Here is a 13795-nt window from a genome sequence, read left to right as displayed (position 1 = left end):
CTCGGCCCTGAAACGCTCACAAGACCTCGGCGGCGTAGTCTGCCAGCCGCGAGCGTTCGCCGCGCTGCAAAGTGACATGACCCGAATGCGCCCAGCCCTTGAAACGGTCCACCACAAAGGTCAGACCGGAACTGCCTTCGGTAAGGTAGGGGGTGTCGATCTGCGCGATGTTGCCCAGGCAGACCACCTTGGTGCCCGGGCCTGCGCGGGTGATCAGGGTTTTCATCTGCTTCGGGGTGAGGTTCTGGGCCTCGTCGATGATCAGAAATTTGTTGATGAAGGTGCGTCCGCGCATGAAGTTGAGACTTTTGATCTTGATGCGGCTGCGGATCAGGTCTCGCGTGGCCGCGCGCCCCCATTCGCCGCCCTCGCCGGTGGTGCCGTTGAGGACATCCAGGTTGTCTTCCAGCGCGCCCATCCACGGGGCCATTTTTTCTTCCTCGGTGCCGGGCAGAAAGCCGATGTCTTCGCCCACCGGCACGGTGACCCGGGTCATGATGATCTCCGAGTAGCGCTTGGATTCGAGCACCTGAGTGAGGCCGGCGGCCAGCGTCAGCAAGGTTTTGCCGGTGCCGGCCTGGCCGAGCAGAGTGACGAAGTCGATGTCCGGATTCATTAGCAGGTTGAGCGCAAAGTTTTGCTCCCGGTTGCGTGCGGTGATGCCCCAGACGTTGTTTTTTTGGTGACGGTAATCGGTGATGGTGCGAAGCACTGCGGTGCGGCCGCTCTTTTCAGTCACCCAGGCTTCCAGTGCGGGCTCGCCATCCTGATAGACGAACTCGTTGCGCAGCAGCTCGGCGGCCAGCGGACCGGTGACGCGGTACCAGGTATGGCCTTCTTCCTTGCCCGATTCCATGCCTTTCGCATGGGTTTCCCAAAAGTCGGCTGGTAGCTCGCGGGTGCCGGCGTAGAGCAGATCGGTATCTTCCAGTACCTTGTCGTTGAAGTAGTCCTGTGCCGCCAGCCCGAGCGCCCGCGCCTTGATGCGCATGTTGATGTCTTTGGACACCAGGATGACCGGACGGCCGGGATAGCGCTCGACCAGATGCATCACCACGGCAAGGATCTGGTTGTCGCTCTTGGCGGTGGGCAGCGCCTCCGGCAGCGCCATGCGGATCGCTTCGGTTTGCAGGAAAAGCTTGCCGGTCGCCAGGCCATTGGACGGTTGAGTAAGCGGAATACCCTGATGCATGTCCGCCAGTGACGAGGTGACGATCTCGTCCATGGTGCGACTGGCCTGACGGGCGTTACGGGCGACCTCGCTCATGCCCTTTTTGTTGGCGTCCAGCTCTTCGAGGGTCATGATCGGCACATAGATGTCGTGCTCCTCGAAGCGGAACAGGCTGGTGGGGTCATGCATCAGCACGTTGGTGTCGAGCACGAACAGCTTGGTCATCGGCTGGCTTTTTTTGCTGCGGGGGGCGCGTTTGCTCATCGGGCGGCTCGCGGGATGATCGGGAGGGAAGATTGCCGGCTTACAGGCTGCGGACGAATTCGAGCACTTCGGCGGCGTGGCCGGGCACCTTGACACCGCGCCAGGCGCGCGCCAGGCTGCCATCGGCGGCGAACACGAAGGTCGAGCGTTCGATACCCCGAACCTGTTTGCCGTACATGTTTTTCATCTTGATTACGCCAAAGGCGGCGCACAGCGTCTCGTCGGTATCTGACAGCAATTCAAAGGGCAGTTCCAGCTTGGCTTTGAAGTTCTCGTGCGACTTCAGACTGTCGCGGCTGGCGCCGAACACCTTGCACCCGGCAGCGACGAACTCGGCATAAAGCGCGCCAAAGTCGCGCGATTCGTTGGTACAGCCCGGAGTGTTGTCCTTGGGGTAGAAATAGATCACGACCTTACTGCCTTTGAGTGCGCCCAGCGCAATCGGACCGCCGCCGGTGGCTGGCAGGGTAAGCTCGGGTAGCGTCGTAAGCTCGGGTAGCTCGGGTGGCGTCATGAGACCTCCAAACAGGGGGAAACGGACGCAGCGTAGCCGAGGAGAGCGGATACTGACAATCGCCGCGTCGGCGGCCAAATTCAGTTGGCGGCCTCGAACAGCAAGGCGGCCACCACTTTACGGCCTTCGTTGGCAAGGATGTTATAGGTGCGACAGGCGGCGGGCAGATCCATCACCTCGAAGCCAATGCCGGCTTCGATCAGCGGACGTAATAGGGCAGGCGCCGGGAAGCGCTGGCGCACGCCAGTGCCGATGATGGCCACCTGCGCTTGGAGATTGCGCACTGCAACGAAATCGTCGGCGGTAAGGCCGGCAAAGCCGCCAGGCGCCCAGTTGGCAAAGACCTCGTCCGGCGTAATCAGCAGGTTGCCCTCGTGGCGTTGCGTGTTGATCAGCACGTAGTCCTGGCCGTAGCCGGTGACGATGTTGAGATTGGCAGGTTGATCGGCATAAAGCTTCATGGCGGGCGTTTCCGTGGTGGCACAAGGCTAACCGGGGTGGCCGAACAGGATACCTCTGTACGCGCGCACCGCGGTGAGCAAATTGCCGCGCTGCGGCAGGGGGGCTAATATTGCAATTTTTGCGCCCAGACGGGGCGCAAGACGCCTCTCCCGCAGCGAATCCGCGGAAACGATACGACGAGGGCAACGGAAATGAAAGCGGCAAAACCCCTGAACCTGGCTGTGGCACCTACCGAAGCGGTCAAGGCCGAGGCTGCCGCCCGTCCGATTCGCAAGTCTTCCAAACTCAACGATGTGTGCTACGACATCCGCGGCCCGGTGCTCACCCGCGCCAAGCAGATGGAAGACGAAGGCCACAAGATCATCAAGCTGAACATCGGCAACCTGGCCGCGTTCGGCTTCGATGCGCCGGAAGAGATCCAGATGGACATGATCCGCAACCTGCCCAATGCGGCGGGCTACTCGGACTCCAAAGGCATCTTCGCCGCACGCAAGGCGGTCATGCACTACACCCAGCAAAAGCACATCAAAGGGGTGGATATCGAGGACATCTACATCGGCAACGGGGTGTCCGAGCTGATCGTGATGGCGATGAACGCGCTGCTCAATGCCGGCGACGAGGTGTTGGTGCCGGCCCCCGACTACCCGCTGTGGACCGCGGCGGTGAGCCTCTCGGGCGGGCGCCCGGTGCACTACCTGTGCGACGAAGGCGCCGGCTGGCTGCCTGATCTGGCCGACCTGCGCGCCAAGATCACGCCGAAGACCCGCGCCGTCGTGGTGATCAACCCCAACAACCCGACCGGGGCGGTGTATCCGGACGAGGTGCTCCGGGAGATCGTCCAGATTGCCCGTGAGCACGATCTGATCCTCTATGCCGACGAGGTGTACGACAAGGTGCTGTACGAGGGCGTCACCCACACCTCGCTGGCCGCGCTGTCCGAGGATGTGCTCACCATCATTTTCAACGGCTTATCCAAGAATTACCGTTCCTGCGGCTACCGTGCCGGCTGGATGGTGGTGTGTGGCGACAAGCGCCGCGCTGCGGACTACATCGAAGGGCTCAATATGCTGGCCTCGATGCGGCTGTGCGCCAACGTGCCGGGGCAGTACGCCATCCAGACTGCGCTGGGCGGCTATCAGAGCATCGACGACCTGGTGGCCGAAGGCGGACGTATGCGCCGCCAGCGCGATCTGGCCTTCGAGCTGATCACCGCCATCCCCGGGGTGAGCTGCGTCAAGCCCAAGGCCACGTTGTATATGTTCCCCCGGCTGGATCCCAAGGTGTATCCGATCGAGGACGACCAGGCCTTCATTGCCGAACTGCTGGAAGAAGAACGCGTGCTGCTGGTGCAGGGCACCGGTTTCAACTGGCCGCAGCCGGATCACTTCCGCCTGGTTTTTTTGCCTCACGAGGACGATCTGCGCGATGCCATCGGCCGTATTGCACGCTTTCTGGCCCACTATCGCAAGCGTCACGGCACCGACTGAGCCGGCCGCAGGCGCCCGCTCTTTACGCTTTCAATGACGACACGGAAATACACTGCATGAAACCGATCAATGTTGGTCTGCTGGGCATTGGTACCGTCGGCGGCGGCACCTTCCAGGTTCTGAAACGTAATGAAGAGGAAATCACCCGGCGCGCCGGGCGGCCGATCCGCATCAGCGTGGTGGCCGACAAGAACCTGGCGCATGCCCGGGAAGTGACCGGCGGCAGCGTCAAGCTCACCGATGACGCTTTTACGGTGGTCAGTGATCCCGAGGTCGATATCGTCGTCGAACTGATCGGCGGCTACGGCGTGGCGCGGGAACTGGTGCTCAAGGCCATCGATAACGGCAAGCATGTAGTGACCGCCAACAAGGCGCTGCTTGCGGTGCATGGCAACGAAATCTTCGCTGCGGCGCAAAAGAAGGGCGTCATGGTGGCTTTCGAGGCCGCGGTGGCCGGCGGTATTCCGATCATCAAGGCGCTGCGTGAGGGTCTGACCGCCAACCGCATCCAATGGCTGGCCGGCATCATCAACGGCACCACCAACTTCATCCTGTCGGAAATGCGCGACAAGGGCCTGCCGTTCGACCAGGCGTTGCGGCAGGCGCAGGCGCTGGGCTATGCCGAAGCCGATCCCACCTTCGACATCGAGGGGGTGGATGCCGCGCACAAGGCCACCATCATGAGCGCAATCGCCTTCGGCATTCCGATGCAGTTCGACAAAGCCTACATCGAAGGCATCACCAAGCTGGAGTCGGCCGACATCGCTTACGCCGAGCAGCTCGGTTACCGCATCAAGCTGTTGGGCATCGCCCGCCGCCGCGACAACGGCGTTGAGCTGCGGGTGCATCCTGCGCTGATCCCGGAAAAGCGCTTGCTCGCCAACGTAGACGGCGCGATGAACGCGGTGCTGGTGCACGGCGATGCGGTGGGGGCAACGCTCTATTACGGCAAGGGCGCCGGCGCCGAGCCGACCGCCAGCGCGGTGATCGCCGACCTGGTCGACGTCACCCGGCTGCACACCGCCGATCCTGAGCACCGCGTGCCGCATCTGGCTTTCCAGCCCGATCAGGTGCAAGACATTGCCGTGTTGCCGATCGAGGACGTGCTCACCGCCTACTACCTGCGCATGCGGGTCGAGGACAAACCGGGCGTATTGGCCGACATCACCCGTATTCTGGCCGACAGCGGCATCTCCATCGATGCCATGATCCAAAAGGAGCCGGCAGAGGGTGAATCGCAGACCGACATCATCATGTTGACCCACCAGACGGTGGAGAAAAACGCCAACGCCGCGATTGCCAAGATCGAGGCGCTGCCGGTGGTCTGTGGCAAGGTCACCCGCCTGCGTTTGGAACACTTGCAGTAAGCGGGGCTGGGCGTGCGGGTGCTGGTGCAGCGCGTGCGCGCTGCGCGGGTAGAGGTCGAGGGGCGGGTGAGCGGCGCCATTGGCCCCGGTCTGCTGTTGCTCATCGGCTTCGAGGCTGCAGACGCGCCTTTGGACGCCGCCGACCAGGACTGGATGGTCGACAAGCTCATCCACCTGCGTCTGTTCGACGACGAGGCCGGGGTCATGAACCGCAGTGTGCAAGAAGTGGGGGGCGAACTGCTGGCGGTGAGCCAATTCACCCTGTTCGCCTCCACCCGCAAAGGCAGGCGCCCGTCTTGGAGCCGCGCCGCACCGCCCGAGCTGGCCGGGCCGCTGTTCGATGGCTTTGTTGCCCGGCTGTCGCAGGCTTTCGGCCGCGCGGTGCCGACCGGGGTATTCGGCGCCAACATGCGGGTCCACCTGGAAAACGATGGCCCGGTAACCCTGATGATCGACTCACGTTCGCGCGAGTAAGCGCGCCATCCGTCTCACCAAGACCAAGGACTCCATGGTGAAATATCTTTCCACCCGCGGCCATGCCGGCCGGCCCGAATTCTGCGACATCCTGCTCGGCGGCCTCGCGCCGGACGGCGGCCTCTACTTGCCGGAAACCTACCCGCAGGTCAGTCGCGCCGAACTGGACGCTTGGCGCAAGCTTTCCTACGCCGAGCTGGCCTACGAAATTTTGTCCAAATTCATCACCGACATTCCTGCGGCCGATCTGAAAGCGATCTGCGACAAAACTTATACGCCCGCAGTCTTTTGCCATGCCCGCCCGGGCGACGATCCGGCCGACATCACCCCGGTACATTGGCTGGAGCCGGGCAAATTGGGCTTGCTGGAGCTGTCCAACGGTCCGACGCTGGCTTTCAAGGACATGGCCATGCAACTGCTCGGCAATTTGTTCGAGTATGTGCTGGGCAAGCGCGGGCAGCGCCTCAACATCCTCGGTGCGACCTCGGGCGATACCGGCTCGGCGGCCGAATATGCGATGCGCGGCAAGCGCGGTGTGCGGGTGTTCATGCTGTCGCCGCATGGGCTGATGAGTCCGTTCCAGCGTGCGCAGATGTATTCGTTGCAAGATGAAAACATCTTCAACATCGCCATTACCGGCATGTTCGACGACGCCCAGGACATCGTCAAAGCGGTCTCCAATGATGCCGCTTTCAAGGCGCGATATCACATTGGTGCGGTCAATTCGATCAACTGGGCGCGGGTGGCGGCGCAAATCGTCTATTACTTCAAAGGCTATTTCGGCGCGACCGAGTCCAACGACCAGCAAGTGGCTTTTTGCGTGCCATCGGGCAACTTCGGCAACATCTGCGCCGGGCACATTGCGCGCATGATGGGCTTGCCGGTGGCGCGGCTGATTCTGGCCACCAATGAAAACGACGTGCTCGACGAATTTTTCCGCACCGGCGTCTATCGTCCGCGTAAGGCTGCCGAGACGCGTGTCACCTCTAGTCCGTCGATGGACATTTCCAAGGCGTCGAACTTCGAGCGCTTCGTTTTCGATCTGGTCGGGCGTGATCCGCAGAAAGTCGCTGCACTGTGGGCGGAAGTGGATGCGGGGCGTCCGTTCGATTTGTCCTCGTCGGCCGACTTTGCCCGCATCGACGATTTTGCCTTTGTCTCTGGGTCGAGTACGCATGCCGATCGGCTGGCCACCATTCGCAAGGTATTCGCGCAGTACCAGGTGATGATCGACACGCACACCGCCGATGGGGTGAAAGTGGCGTGGTCATGTGCGGATCGGATTCAGGCGGGCGTGCCGGTGCTGGTGCTGGAAACCGCTCTGCCGGCCAAGTTTGCCGACACCATCCGCGAAGCGCTCGGCCGCGAGCCGGAGCGTCCGGCCGCTCTCGAAGGCATCGAGCGCCTGCCACAGCGTGTCGAGGTCATGGCACCGGACGTTGAAGCGGTCAAGCGTTTCATCGCCGAGCACGTGGACTGACCGGGTCAGCGGTCAAGGTTTTTTGGCCAGCCTGACCTCGGATGTGGGAGCCGGTGACGGTATGGCGTTCAAGCTTACGGTGCTGGGGTTGATCCTGATCGCGGTGGCAGTGTGCGCTTGGCGTGGCTATCGCAATGCGCTGCGGCAATATGCCAAACGCCAAGCGGTGTCGCCGCCTCAAGGCGAAGGGGTGGGCTGAAAGCCAAAGCGCGCGGGCAGCTCGGCGCTACGCACCGGTTGCAGCGGCAGATCACGCCACAGGATGGTCTGGCGCGTTTCACCCTCGAAGAGCGCCATAAGCGCCGCCTCCGAGACGGGCTGGCCTGTTTCATCGCACAACGCGGCGACGAAATCCGCGAGATCCAGGTCGTGCAATAACGCGGGGCCGACTGCGGTATCCAGCACGATGCAGCCGTCCTGGTCGACTAGCACCGGGGCGCGCGCGACGGTGGTCTGGCCTGTGTGCGTAATCAGACTGCCGTCCGGGCGCAGGCGCACCACCCAGGGCAGATACTCCAGCCGCACATACACCCGCTGCGGGCCGTTATCCACCAGCCAATTGCCGGCCTCGTCGGCATGGTAGTGGGCGTTGAGGAAGGCGATCAGGCCGGCGTGTTCGATGCGCTCGCCCTGCAGCCGCCAGCGTCCGCGGCGGTCAAGCGACAGCCAGCCGTAGCAGGCCGGCACGTTCGGCCAGGGTTTCAGCGCGGCGGCGAGCACCTCGTTCATCCCGGATGGCAGGCACCAGGAAAAATCATTCCTCGATGTGCCGCAAGGAAAGATCCAGTGCGCGCACATCCTTGGTCAGGCTGCCAATCGAGATGCGGTCCACTCCGGTTTCGGCAATCGCCCGCACACGCTCGATATTCACTCCGCCGGAGGCTTCCAGCTCGGCCCGTCCTGCGGTCATGCTTACCGCTTCGCGCATTTGGTCCAGGCTCATGTTGTCGAGCAGGATCATGCTCACACCCACAGCAAGCGCTTCACGCAGCTGGTCGAGGTTTTCCACCTCCACTTCGATAAACACGTTCGACGGCGCAATGGCGCGCGCTTGTTCGACCACTTGGCGGATGCCGCCCGCGGCGATGATGTGGTTTTCCTTGATCAGAATGCCATCAAACAGGCCGATGCGATGATTGGTGCCACCGCCTACCGTCACCGCGTATTTTTGTGCCAGACGCAGGCCGGGTAGGGTCTTGCGGGTATCGACGATTTTCGCCCGGGTGCCAGCCACCGCCTCGACGAAGCGACGGGTCACCGTGGCGGTACCGGACAGTAGCTGCAAGAAATTGAGCGCGGTGCGTTCGGCAGTGAGCAAGGTGCGGGCATCGGCCTCCACCTCGCACAGTGTTTGGCCGGCACGCACCGTCTCCCCGTCGCGTACATGCCATAGCACGCTGGCGGTTGGGCTGAGCGCGGCGAAGGTGGCGTCGAACCATGCCGTGCCGCAAATCACCGCATCCTCGCGGGTGATCACCCGGCCGCGGGCTTGTGTGGCGGTAGGAATCAGTCGGGCGGTGAGATCGCCAGTGCCGACATCTTCGGCAAGCGAGACGGCGACCGAGCGTTGGATTTCGATACGGAGTTGTTCGGACAGGATCATGGCAGGGGCTGTATGCGCAGTGAGCGCCCGATTCTAACAGGCCATTGAAAAACTGCCGCGGTGGGCCATCGGCGGCCGTTGTGCGGTGCTCGCCCCCTGGACCATCTCTTTCATAGGTCAAGATGGCTGCGCTGCGGCGGCCTTGGGTTGGGCTATCTTGGTTACGTTTTCCAGCGCGCTCTCAGCGGGCCGTGCCTTCGACGTAATAATCCAGACGGCCGCGCGGGGCGAGATATTCCACGACCTCAACCGGCAGTTTGGCGGGACTGACCGCCGAGTCGATCTTGAGATCGACTTCGCGTAGATCCAACAGCATTGCCTCGCTGCGTGGAATATCGCGGTCGTAGAGCATGATCAGCGGATTCAGCAGGGCGTCTGGATTGGTTTCCACCACCAGACCGACTGCGCCGTTGGATAGATGCACAAACGAACCGGGCGGATAGACGCCCAGCGTTTTGATGAAAGCCTGCAGCATGGTCGGGTCGAAGTGGGCGCCTTCGGTTTTGAACATTTGCCGCAGCGCTTCGGCCGGGGTTTTGGCGTGGTGCAGCTCGAAGGGGTTGCACAGGTTGTCGTAACGGTTGGCGATGGCCACGATGCGCGCCAGCCGGGGAATCTTGTCGCCCGCGAGCTTGTTCGGAAAGCCGCTGCCGTCCCAGTGTTCATGATGACAGGCGATGATATTGCGCTCGGCCACTTTGATGCCCTGCGCGCCGGCCACTGCCTGGATACCGTAGCCGATATGGGCGCGGTAGAAGGATTCTTCCGGCGGGGTGCGGGTGGCGGCTCGCAGGATGCGCGGCGGAATCTCCGCTTTGCCCACGTCGTGCAACAGGGCGCCGACGCCAAGATGGCGCAGTTCGTCCTCGGAAAGATCCAGGGCGCGGCCCAACAGCAGCGACAGCACCATGACGTTGAGCGCATGGAAAGCCATGTCGCTCTCTTTGAATTTCTGGTTGACCAGGTGGATTGCCATGCTCTCGGCACCGATCAGGCCGTCGACCACTTGGTTGGCCAATTGCCTGCCGCTGGCATGCGCTTGCGTGGCGCGGCCCGGAAAACCTTTGAGAATGTCGCTGGCTGCCGTGGCGTGTTGTGCGTATTGGCGCTCCCGGCGCGCCAGCGCCTCGCGTTGTCGCCGCAGACGTTCCAGGCGTTGGCGCTTTTCATCCAACATGCCGGCCAGCGCGGCGCGGCTGAAATCCTCCTCGTCCGCCTCGAAGGGCACGGCCGGCTCGGGTAAGGGCTGAGCCGTGCTGCGCGCCGGATCCCATTCGATCTCCGCCAGGCCCATCTCCCGCAGTGCGCGAATCTGCTTGGGGTTGGCGATGCGAAATTCGTTCAACAGAAACGGATGGCGCAACCAGCCGATAGACGACAATGAAATGAAGACGCCGGGCTGGAGGCGGTCGATGGGGACTTTCTGCATGGCAAAGTGCCAAAAAGGCGGTAAGGCGATTGTAATCTGCGCCGATCTACGGTGAGCCGGAAGGATGAGCGCCGCGCAGGGACATCAACCGCCGTCGCGGTTGGCTTCGATGATCCAAGCGTTGAAGATGCCGCGCGCGGCATCGATGACTTCGCTTGCGCTCAGTCCGATCGGGCCAATGCCCTCGCGCGCCAGGCGGTCGCCAGCCGCGCCGTGCAGATGCACGGCTGCGATCAATGCCTGTGCGGCCGGCCAGCCTTGGGCCAGCAGGGCAACGATCAGCCCGGAGAGCACATCGCCCATGCCGGCGCTGGCCATGCCGGGGTGGCCGGTACCGTTGATGTACCAGTTGCCATCGGTGCTGGCGATCACGCTGCCACAGCCTTTGAGGACCGTATGCGCGCGGTAGCGTGTGGCCAGCGCCCGTGCCGCGCTCACCCGGTCAGCCTGCACCGCGGCAGTGTCGCAGCCGAGCAGTCGCCCGGCCTCGGCCGGGTGTGGGGTGAGAATCGTGGGGGCGCTGCGCGTGAGTACGGCATGCTGCAAGTGTGGGTCGGCAGCCAGCAGGTTGAGGGCGTCGGCATCGAGCACCAGTGGAATTTCGCGGGCGATGGCCTGGGTCAGCGCAGCAGCGGCCCGGCCGGATTGCCCGAGACCAGGGCCGATCGCCAACGCGGTCAGCTGTGCGGGCAACTCGTCGGCTGGGCGTAGCATCAGCTCTGGCCGGCTTGGGTCCAGCGTTGGCGCCTGCGGGTCGATCAAGCCGGCAAAGACCCGTCCGGCACCCAACCACAGCGCGGCGCGGGCAGCCAGCAAAGCGGCGCCGCCCATGCCGGGTGCACCGCCCAGGATGGCTGCGTCGCCGTAACAACCCTTGTGCGAGTTGCGCCGCCGCGCAACCAGGTGGCGGGCGAACAAGCTGGGACGCACCGCATGGCCTTGCGGCTTGAGCCAGGCCGCAGCGTCCACCTCCAGGCGCTGTACCGAAACCTCCCCTGCGTAGTCCGGACCATCCAAGGTCAAGAGGCCGGGTTTGAGCGCAATGAAGGTGGTGGTGTGGGTGGCGCGAAAGCAAGCGCCGAGCACTCGACCTGTATCGGCATCCAGGCCGCTGGGAATGTCCAGTGCCAGCCGCGGCGCCCGCTGGCCGTTGAGCGTGGCGATCCATTCGGCGTGGCGGCCGACGATGGGCCGGGTCAGCCCAATGCCGAACAGCGCGTCGACCACCAGCGCCCAACCGTCTGCCGGTGTGGGCGGCAGCGCTGCGACCGTCTGGCCGCCAGCGGCGTGCCAGTCTGCCAGCGCTTTGGCTGCATCCGGTGGCAGCGCTGCGGCATCGTCGGCGAAGACGGTGACCACTTCACGGCCGGCTTGACGAAAATGCCGAGCCAGCACGAAACCGTCGCCGCCATTGTTGCCTGGGCCGCAGGCGACCAGGATGGGGCCGGGGCGGTCGATGATCAGACGCACGGCATCTTCGGCCGCGGCGCGGCCGGCGCGCTCCATGAGCGAAGGTTTGGCATCGGGCATGACGCGCGCTTCGATGTCGCGGATGCCGGCAACCGGGTAGATGGGCTGAGCGGGCAGGAACATGGCGGTCGCAGCGAGGGGTCGATGAGCGGCGATTGTAAGCCCTGCGGTGTCAGTGGGGCGGTCATCGAAACTTAACCTGCGGTGTGCATACTGCGGCCGATCGTTATCACCGAGGTGATCATGCTGTACAACGCAAGGCTGGCCATGGAGTTGCGGCAGCTCCTGGAAGGGCAAGGGCTGCGCTTTGTGTTTCAGCCTATCGTCGATATCGGTCAGGTTTCCATTTTGGGCTTCGAGGCGCTGATGCGCGGGCCGACCGGCTCCGCGCTGGAGTCGCCGGATGAGCTGTTGCGCGTGGCCAAGCACTGCGGTCTGGTCATGGCACTGGAGGCTGCTGCGTGCACTGGGGCCATCGAGGCGTTTGCCGCGCGACATCTGCCGGGCAAGCTGTTTCTCAATCTGAGTGCACCGGCGATCTGCGCCTTTGGCCGCGAGCGGGGCGGCGCGCTATTGCGCTGCGCGGTGAACGCGGGCTTGTCGCCCGCGCGGCTGATGCTGGAGTTGACCGAACATGAACGCGTGGAGGATGTCGATGCGTTGCAAGCCGCCTGCGCGGTACTTGCCGGTCAAGGCGTGGGCCTGGCGCTGGACGATTTTGGCGATGGCCGCTCCAGCCTGCGCTTGTGGGCGCAGTTGAAACCGCAAATCGTCAAGGTCGACAAGTTTTTTGTGCGCGGCATCCACCGCGACAGCCGCAAAGTGGAGGTGTTTCGCGCCATGCTGGCCCTGGCCACGGCCTTCGGCACCCCGCTGGTGGCCGAAGGCGTCGAAGAAGCAGAGGAGCTCGGGGTGTTGCGCGACCTGGGCTGCCACCATGGGCAGGGCTATTTCTTGGGTCGCCCGGCTGCGCAGCCCGAAGCGGTGGTGGCCGAGTCGGCATGCGCGGTGTTACGGTCGTCCAAAATCGCGGTGCTGCCCAATTCCGCACCGCGTCCGGATTTGGCTGAAACCGTCGGGCGGCTCAAGCTGGCGGCGCCAACCATTGCCGCCTCGGCCAGCAATAGCGCCTTGATGGAGCTGTTTTCCCGTCATCCCGAGTTGCATGCGGTGGCAGTGGTGGAGAACGACTATCCCATCGGCTTGGTGGATCGCCGCAATTTTGTGGATAAATTCGCCCAACGGTACTCGCGCGAACTTTACGGACGAAGGCCGTGCACGCTGTTCATGAACGCCACGCCCTTGCGGGTGGAGGCCAGTGCCCCAATCGATTCGCTCACCTCGGTGCTGACCGGCGACGATCAGCGCTACCTGCATGAAGGGTTCATCATCACCGAAAACGGCCGTTACGCCGGTTTGGCCACCGGCGAGAGTCTGGTACGCGCAGTGACCGAGCGCCGCATCGAGGCGGCGCGCCATGCCAATCCGCTGACCTTTTTGCCGGGCAATATTCCAATCACCGAGCATATCCGCCGCTTGCTGGACGCGGAGGCGGAGTTTGCGGCGTGTTACTTCGATCTGAACAACTTTAAGCCCTACAACGATCTTTACGGCTACTGGCGCGGCGACGAGATGATCAAGCTGGCCGCCCAGGTGATTGGCGCGCATGCCGATCCGGCGCACGATTTCGTCGGCCATGTGGGCGGCGACGACTTTGTGGTGCTGTTCCAGAGCGAAGACTGGCGCGCGCGCTGCGAGCGCGTGGTGCAGGATTTCAACCGTCGGGCGCGCGATCTGTTCGATGCCGAAGAACTGGCCCGTAATGGCTTCGAAAGCGAGGACAGGCGCGGCTTCAAGGTGTTTTTTCCGCTGACCACGGTGGCGGCAGGCGTGGTGCATGTAACCGGCGGACAGTTCCAGACACCCGAGGAGGTGGCCTCAGCCGCGGCGGCCGCGAAAAAGATCGCTAAAAAGACCGGCAACGGCATTCATATCGCGCAGGGCATGCCGGTACGCACCTTGCTGGAGGCAGCGGGCTGAGCTGCGCAGACGGGTGAATGCGCGGCTTTGCCGG

The 13795-nt window shown here is 63.5% G+C and carries 13 protein-coding genes; 6 read left to right on the top strand and 7 right to left on the bottom strand.

All coding sequences use genetic code 11. The annotated features are described in order from the left end of the window. Positions 1-16: 16 nt before the first annotated feature. The 3 genes from DIE29_RS09380 to DIE29_RS09370 form a co-directional block, all read right to left on the bottom strand. Positions 17-1435, bottom strand: a complete 1419-nt coding sequence (locus tag DIE29_RS09380; protein WP_102041359.1) for a PhoH family protein — start codon at positions 1433-1435, stop codon at positions 17-19. 40 nt (positions 1436-1475) lie between these two features. Beyond that, positions 1476-1949 (bottom strand): peroxiredoxin, encoded by a 474-nt coding sequence (locus tag DIE29_RS09375; RefSeq protein ID WP_102041360.1) that lies wholly within the window; start codon positions 1947-1949, stop codon positions 1476-1478. An 80-nt stretch (positions 1950-2029) separates the two neighbouring features. Further along, a complete protein-coding gene (locus DIE29_RS09370) occupies positions 2030-2410 on the bottom strand; it encodes an Mth938-like domain-containing protein (protein WP_114649740.1) in 381 nt (126 codons plus the stop codon). Between the two features lie 192 nt (positions 2411-2602). Between DIE29_RS09370 and DIE29_RS09365 the strand changes: the two genes are divergently transcribed. The 5 genes from DIE29_RS09365 (at position 2603) to DIE29_RS14600 (ending at position 7418) form a co-directional block, all read left to right on the top strand. Further along, positions 2603-3898: a pyridoxal phosphate-dependent aminotransferase gene (locus DIE29_RS09365; RefSeq protein ID WP_102041362.1), complete on the top strand. Its 1296-nt coding sequence runs from the start codon at positions 2603-2605 to the stop codon at positions 3896-3898. A 56-nt stretch (positions 3899-3954) separates the two neighbouring features. Continuing rightward, on the top strand, positions 3955-5265 hold the full coding sequence (locus DIE29_RS09360; protein ID WP_102041363.1) for a homoserine dehydrogenase: 1311 nt from the start codon (positions 3955-3957) through the stop codon (positions 5263-5265). Positions 5266-5277: 12 nt separating this feature from the next. Beyond that, positions 5278-5739: a D-aminoacyl-tRNA deacylase gene (gene dtd / locus DIE29_RS09355; RefSeq protein WP_102041364.1), complete on the top strand. Its 462-nt coding sequence runs from the start codon at positions 5278-5280 to the stop codon at positions 5737-5739. A 37-nt stretch (positions 5740-5776) separates the two neighbouring features. Continuing rightward, on the top strand, positions 5777-7219 hold the full coding sequence (gene thrC / locus DIE29_RS09350; protein WP_114650300.1) for a threonine synthase: 1443 nt from the start codon (positions 5777-5779) through the stop codon (positions 7217-7219). A gap of 61 nt (positions 7220-7280) precedes the next feature. After that, the gene (locus DIE29_RS14600; protein WP_162860618.1) at positions 7281-7418 is read left to right on the top strand and encodes a hypothetical protein; all 138 of its coding nucleotides are present in this window, start codon (positions 7281-7283) and stop codon (positions 7416-7418) included. On the opposite strand, the gene DIE29_RS09345 is transcribed toward DIE29_RS14600, so the two are convergent. From DIE29_RS09345 to DIE29_RS09330, 4 genes are all read right to left on the bottom strand, one after another. Continuing rightward, a complete protein-coding gene (locus DIE29_RS09345) occupies positions 7397-7948 on the bottom strand; it encodes a DUF2946 family protein (protein WP_114649739.1) in 552 nt (183 codons plus the stop codon). The two genes, DIE29_RS14600 and DIE29_RS09345, sit on opposite strands and share 22 nt — an antisense overlap. 25 nt (positions 7949-7973) lie before the next feature. Continuing rightward, positions 7974-8822, bottom strand: coding sequence for a carboxylating nicotinate-nucleotide diphosphorylase (gene nadC, locus DIE29_RS09340; protein ID WP_205409719.1), 849 nt, complete (start codon positions 8820-8822; stop codon positions 7974-7976). 181 nt (positions 8823-9003) lie between these two features. Next, entirely contained in the window at positions 9004-10251 is a 1248-nt protein-coding gene (locus DIE29_RS09335) for an HD-GYP domain-containing protein (protein WP_102041366.1), read from the bottom strand. Between the two features lie 84 nt (positions 10252-10335). Further along, entirely contained in the window at positions 10336-11844 is a 1509-nt protein-coding gene (locus DIE29_RS09330) for an NAD(P)H-hydrate dehydratase (protein WP_102041367.1), read from the bottom strand. Between the two features lie 120 nt (positions 11845-11964). Between DIE29_RS09330 and DIE29_RS09325 the strand changes: the two genes are divergently transcribed. Then, positions 11965-13761, top strand: coding sequence for an EAL domain-containing protein (locus tag DIE29_RS09325; RefSeq protein ID WP_102043143.1), 1797 nt, complete (start codon positions 11965-11967; stop codon positions 13759-13761). Positions 13762-13795: the final 34 nt, after the last annotated feature.

The organism is Pseudothauera hydrothermalis (genome assembly GCF_003345255.1).
Lineage (GTDB): Bacteria > Pseudomonadota > Gammaproteobacteria > Burkholderiales > Rhodocyclaceae > Pseudothauera > Pseudothauera hydrothermalis.
This window is presented reverse-complemented; position numbering and strand designations above follow the sequence as displayed.

Bases quoted from the DNA above. Each gene is read 5' to 3' on its own strand.
- DIE29_RS09360 (WP_102041363.1), top strand. From the start codon at position 3,955: ATGAAACCGATCAATGTTGGTCTGCTGGGCATTGGTACCGTCGGCGGC.
- DIE29_RS09330 (WP_102041367.1), bottom strand. From the start codon at position 11,844: ATGTTCCTGCCCGCTCAGCCCATCTACCCGGTTGCCGGCATCCGCGAC.
- DIE29_RS09375 (WP_102041360.1), bottom strand. From the start codon at position 1,949: ATGACGCCACCCGAGCTACCCGAGCTTACGACGCTACCCGAGCTTACC.
- DIE29_RS14600 (WP_162860618.1), top strand. From the start codon at position 7,281: ATGGCGTTCAAGCTTACGGTGCTGGGGTTGATCCTGATCGCGGTGGCA.
- DIE29_RS09345 (WP_114649739.1), bottom strand. From the start codon at position 7,948: ATGAACGAGGTGCTCGCCGCCGCGCTGAAACCCTGGCCGAACGTGCCG.
- DIE29_RS09370 (WP_114649740.1), bottom strand. From the start codon at position 2,410: ATGAAGCTTTATGCCGATCAACCTGCCAATCTCAACATCGTCACCGGC.
- DIE29_RS09380 (WP_102041359.1), bottom strand. From the start codon at position 1,435: ATGAGCAAACGCGCCCCCCGCAGCAAAAAAAGCCAGCCGATGACCAAG.
- DIE29_RS09335 (WP_102041366.1), bottom strand. From the start codon at position 10,251: ATGCAGAAAGTCCCCATCGACCGCCTCCAGCCCGGCGTCTTCATTTCA.
- DIE29_RS09365 (WP_102041362.1), top strand. From the start codon at position 2,603: ATGAAAGCGGCAAAACCCCTGAACCTGGCTGTGGCACCTACCGAAGCG.
- nadC (WP_205409719.1), bottom strand. From the start codon at position 8,822: ATGATCCTGTCCGAACAACTCCGTATCGAAATCCAACGCTCGGTCGCC.
- DIE29_RS09325 (WP_102043143.1), top strand. From the start codon at position 11,965: ATGCTGTACAACGCAAGGCTGGCCATGGAGTTGCGGCAGCTCCTGGAA.